Below are 5,009 nucleotides of genomic sequence, written 5' to 3' on the forward strand. Positions count from 1 at the left end.
GCGTCCCCACCCGACACCAGCAGCTGCCACAACTCCTCAGGAGTACGCACACCACCCGGGAAACGGCAGCTCATCGCCACGATCGCGATCGGATCATCGTCCGTGGCCGCAGTCTTGACCACCGGCACGGCCACCTCGGCCTCCGTACCGAGCAGCTCGTCGCGCAAGTATTCAGCCAGGGCCGAGGCCGTCGGGTAGTCGAAGATCAAGGTGGCCGGCAGCTTCACACCCGTCGCCGCACCCAGCCGGTTACGCAGCTCGACCGCCGTCAGCGAATCGAAGCCCAGCTCCTTGAACGCCCGCTCGGCACCGACGGCATCCGAACCCTCATGACCGAGAACAGACGCGACATGCGTACGGACCAGAGCCAGCAACTCACGATCCCGCTCAGACCCACTCAACACCGCCAACCGCTCGGCCAGCGTGCCGGCGCCCTCAGCCGCCGAACCCGTACCGGCATCCCCACCGCCCACAGACCGGGGCTGAGCGAACTCCGCAAGCAGACTGGAGGGCCGTACGAGAGTGAACGCGGGCGCGAACCGCGCCCAGTCGAAGTCCGCGACGGTCAGCACCGCATCGGACGAACCGACCGACCGCTCAAGAGCCGCGATCGCCAGACCCGCGTCCATGGGCGGAACGCCACCCTGACGCATCCGGGCGTCGAGCGCGTCGTCTGCAGCCATACCGCCCTCGGCCCACGGGCCCCAAGCGATCGACGTCGCCGCCAGACCATCAGCGTGCCGCTGCTCGGCCAGAGCATCGAGATAGGCGTTCGCGGCCGCGTAGTTGCCCTGACCGGCGGCGCCGATCGTCCCGCTCATCGAGGAGAAGAGAACGAAGGCGGAGAGTTCGATGCCCAGCTCGACCGTCAGCTCGTGCAGGTTACGGGCGGAGGTCGCCTTCGCCCGCAGCACGCTCTCGAACCGGTCCGGGGTCAGGGCGTCGAGTACGCCGTCGTCCAGCACACCCGCCGTGTGCACCACAGCGGTCAGTGAGCCTTCCAGCGAGGCGAGGAGCGTACGCAGAGCATCGCGGTCGGCCGTGTCACAGGCCACCGCCTCCGCCTCAACACCCAGGGCCTCCAGCTCAGCCACCAGCTCAGCAGCACCCGGAGCCTGCGGACCACGACGACTCGTCAACACCACACGCCCGGCACCCGCGCCCGCCAGCCAGCGAGCCACCCGGCCGCCCAGAGCACCCGTACCACCCGTGACCAGAACCGTCCCCGACGGAACCCAGGAGCCTTCAGCGCGCGGGGCACGGACCAGACGACGCCCGAACACACCCGACGAACGCACCGCGACCTGATCCTCAGAACCGCTGCCCGCGAGCACACCCACCACACGAGCCACAGCACGCGCGTCCAGCACCACCGGCAGATCCACCAGACCGCCCCACCGCTCCGGAACCTCCAAAGCGGCCACCCGACCCAGACCCCACACACCCGCCTGAGACGGAGACTCCAAACGGTCCGAACGACCCACCGACACCGCACCACGCGTCAGACACCACACCGGAGCACCCACCCCGGCATCACCCAACGCCTGCACCACAGCAGCCGTCGACCACACCCCATCGCCCTCAAGCGCCAGGAACGACACCACACCGGTCACAGGGCCTTCGACCGACGCCAGCAACCCCGCCAGCACGGAACGATCCGCACCCGCCGGCACCACCACACGCCGAACCTCAGCCCCACACTCACCCAGAGCACCCACCAACACGGAATCCCCGGCACCCGCCGGAACCACCGCCACCCACACACCCGACAACCGCGCCGCAGAAACCTCACCCACCGGCTTCCACGCCACCCGGTAACGCCAGCCGTCCACCTCCGACTGCTCCTGGCCCTGCCGACGCCACGCCGACAGCGCCGGAATCAGCTCACTGATGGAGGCATCGCGGTCCACATCCAGCTCCGCGACCAGCGAGGCGAGGTCCTCCCGCTCAACCGCGTCCCAGAACCGGGCGTCCACCGCGTCCACGACCCCGCCGGCCTGCGGCGCAACGCTCTTCGCCGCCATCTCCGGCCAGTACCGCTTCCGCTGGAAGGCATACGTCGGCAGCTCTACCCGCCGACCGCTGGTCCCGGCGAAGTACGCCTTCCAGTCGACAGCCTTGCCTCGAATGTGGGCCTGAGCGAGGGCGGTGACCGCCGTCTCCGCCTCAGGCCGTCCGTTGCGGAGTACGGGCGTGAAGGCCACGTCCTCGCGCTCGACACATTCCTGCGCGAGGGCGGAGAGGACTCCATCGGGGCCGAGTTCGATGTACGAGGCGACGCCCGCGGCTTCGAGAGCGCGGATGCCGTCCAGGAAGCGGACGGCCTCGCGGACATGGCGTACCCAGAAGCCGGCGTTCGACATCTCGTCGGTGACGATCGCGCCGGTCAGGTTGGAGACCACCGGGATACGGGGCGCCTCGTACGAGAGCCCCTCGGCGACCTCGCGGAAGGCGTCGAGCATCCCGTCCATGTGCGGCGAGTGAAACGCATGGCTGACCGTGAGCCGCTTGGACTTGCGGTCGGCGAAGTGCGCGACGACCGCGAAGGCGGCATCCTCGTCACCCGCGACGACGACCGACTGGGGGCCGTTGATCGCGGCGATGCTCACCCGGTCGGTGAGCAGCGGAAGGACTTCCTCCTCCGACGCCTGAATCGCGATCATCACCCCGCCGGTCGGCAGCGCCTGCATCAGACGGCCACGCGCGGCGACCAGCGTGCAGGCGTCCGCCAGTGAGAACACCCCGGCGACATGCGCGGCCGCGATCTCACCGATCGAGTGACCGGAGAGGAAGTCGGGACGGACACCCCAGGCTTCGAGGAGCCGGAACAGCGCCACCTCAATCGCGAACAGCGCCGGCTGGGTGTAGGCGGTCTGGTCGAGAGCACCGCTCTCGGACGAGAACAGCGCTTCCTTCAACGGCACATCCAGAAGCCCGTCAAGGTGAGCGCACACCTCATCGAGCGCGTCCGCGAACACCGGATACGCCTCATACAGCTCGGCGCCCATCCCCAGCCGCTGACTCCCCTGCCCCGTGAACAGGAACGCCAGCTTCCCGCCGGACGGAGAACCCGCCACCACACCGGCCGCCGAACCCCCCTCGGCCAGCACCTCAAGCCCCGCGAGCAGCCCCTCCCGGTCAGCGGCCACCACAGCCGCGCGGTCCTCGAAGGACGCCCGGCCGACGGCCAGCGAGCGGGCGACGTCCACCGGCCGCAGCTCAGGCGTGCCCAGCACGAACGACCGGAGCTGACGGGCCTGCGCCCGCAGCGCCTCCCCGCCCTTCGCCGACAGCACCCACGGCGTCACCGGCAGAGCGATCTCCCCGGACGCGGACGCCTGCTCAAGCACCCCAAGCCCAGGCGGCTGCTCGATGATGGTGTGAGCGTTGGTGCCCGAGATACCGAAGGACGAGACGCCGGCCCGGCGCGGACGGCCGGTCTCCGGCCACTCCACCGCCTCCGTCAGCAGCGAGACCTCGCCGGCCTCCCAGTCGATCTGCGGCGACGGCTCATCCACATGCAACGTCCGCGGCAGCACACCGTGGCGCATCGCCATGACCATCTTGATGATCCCCGCGACACCCGCCGCGGCCTGCGTATGACCGATGTTCGACTTGATCGACCCCAGCCACAACGGCCGGTCCGCCGACTTCTCCCGGCCATACGTCGCAAGGAGCGCCTGCGCCTCGATCGGGTCCCCGAGCCTCGTCCCCGTACCGTGCGCCTCCACCGCGTCCACATCAGCCGCCGACAGACCCGCACTCGCCAGCGCCTCACGGATCACCCGCTGCTGCGACGGACCGTTCGGAGCCGTCAGACCATTACTCGCACCATCCTGGTTGATCGCCGAACCCCGTACGACGGCCAGCACCGGATGCCCATTGCGCTCCGCATCCGACAGCCGCTCGACCAGGAGCATGCCGACGCCCTCGCCCCAGCCCGTACCGTCCGCCGCAGCCGCGAACGACTTGCAACGGCCGTCGACCGACAGACCACGCTGACGGCTGAAGTCGACAAAGGTATCCGGCGTCGACATGATCGCCACGCCGCCGGCGAGCGCCATCTCGCACTCACCGCTCCGCAGCGCCTGGATCGCCCAGTGCAGCGCCACCAGCGACGACGAACACGCCGTATCAACGGTCACCGCCGGACCCTCCAGTCCGAAGGTGTACGCGACCCGGCCCGAGGCGATGCTGCCCGCGTTACCCGTCCCGATGTACCCCTCGACACCCTCGGGCAGCTCGCCCCCGTCACCGATCCCGGTCACATAGTCGTGGTACATCACCCCGGCGAAGACACCCGTCCGGCTGCCCTTCAACGTCGCCGGATCGATCCCCGCCCGCTCGAACGCCTCCCACGACGTCTCCAGCAGCAACCGCTGCTGCGGATCCATCGCCAGCGCCTCACGCGGCGAGATCCCGAAGAACCCGGGATCGAAGTCCGCAGCGTCGTGCAGGAACCCGCCCTCACGGGTGTACGAGGTCCCGACATGATCCGGGTCCGGGTGATACAGCGACTCCACGTCCCAGCCACGGTCCGACGGGAACGGCGAAACCCCGTCCCCGCCCGAGACGACCAGCTGCCACAGCTCCTCCGGTGTCCGCACCCCACCCGGGAAACGGCACCCCATCCCCACAATCACGATCGGATCGTCAGCGATGGCGGCAGCGGCGGTCCCCGACAGTGCGGGCGCCCGCTGTCCGCGTACCGCGAGAGAGGTGTGCTCGTCGGCCGACTCCGTGAGTTCCTCGAGGAGATGCCTGGCCAGCGCGGCCGGAGACGGATAGTCGAAGACGAGGGTGGCGGACAGCCGCAACCCCGTATCCGCCTTCAACACATTCCGCAGCTCGACCGCCGTCAGCGAATCGAACCCCAACTCCTTGAACGCCCGCTCCGGCTCAACCGCACCCCCATCCACATGACCCAACACCTCAGCCACCCGACCACACACCACACCCAGCACCACACCCTCACGCTCACCCACCCCCACACCGGCCAACCGCGCACC

The 5,009-nt window shown here is 69.4% G+C and carries 1 pseudogene; it reads right to left on the bottom strand.

The annotated features are described in order from the left end of the window. Positions 1-5,003: pseudogene (locus ACF089_RS35810) on the bottom strand (type I polyketide synthase); the annotation flags it as partial. Between the last annotated feature and the right edge of the window lie 6 nt (positions 5,004-5,009).

The organism is Streptomyces sp. NPDC014894 (genome assembly GCF_043080985.1).
Classification (GTDB): Bacteria; Actinomycetota; Actinomycetes; order Streptomycetales; family Streptomycetaceae; genus Streptomyces.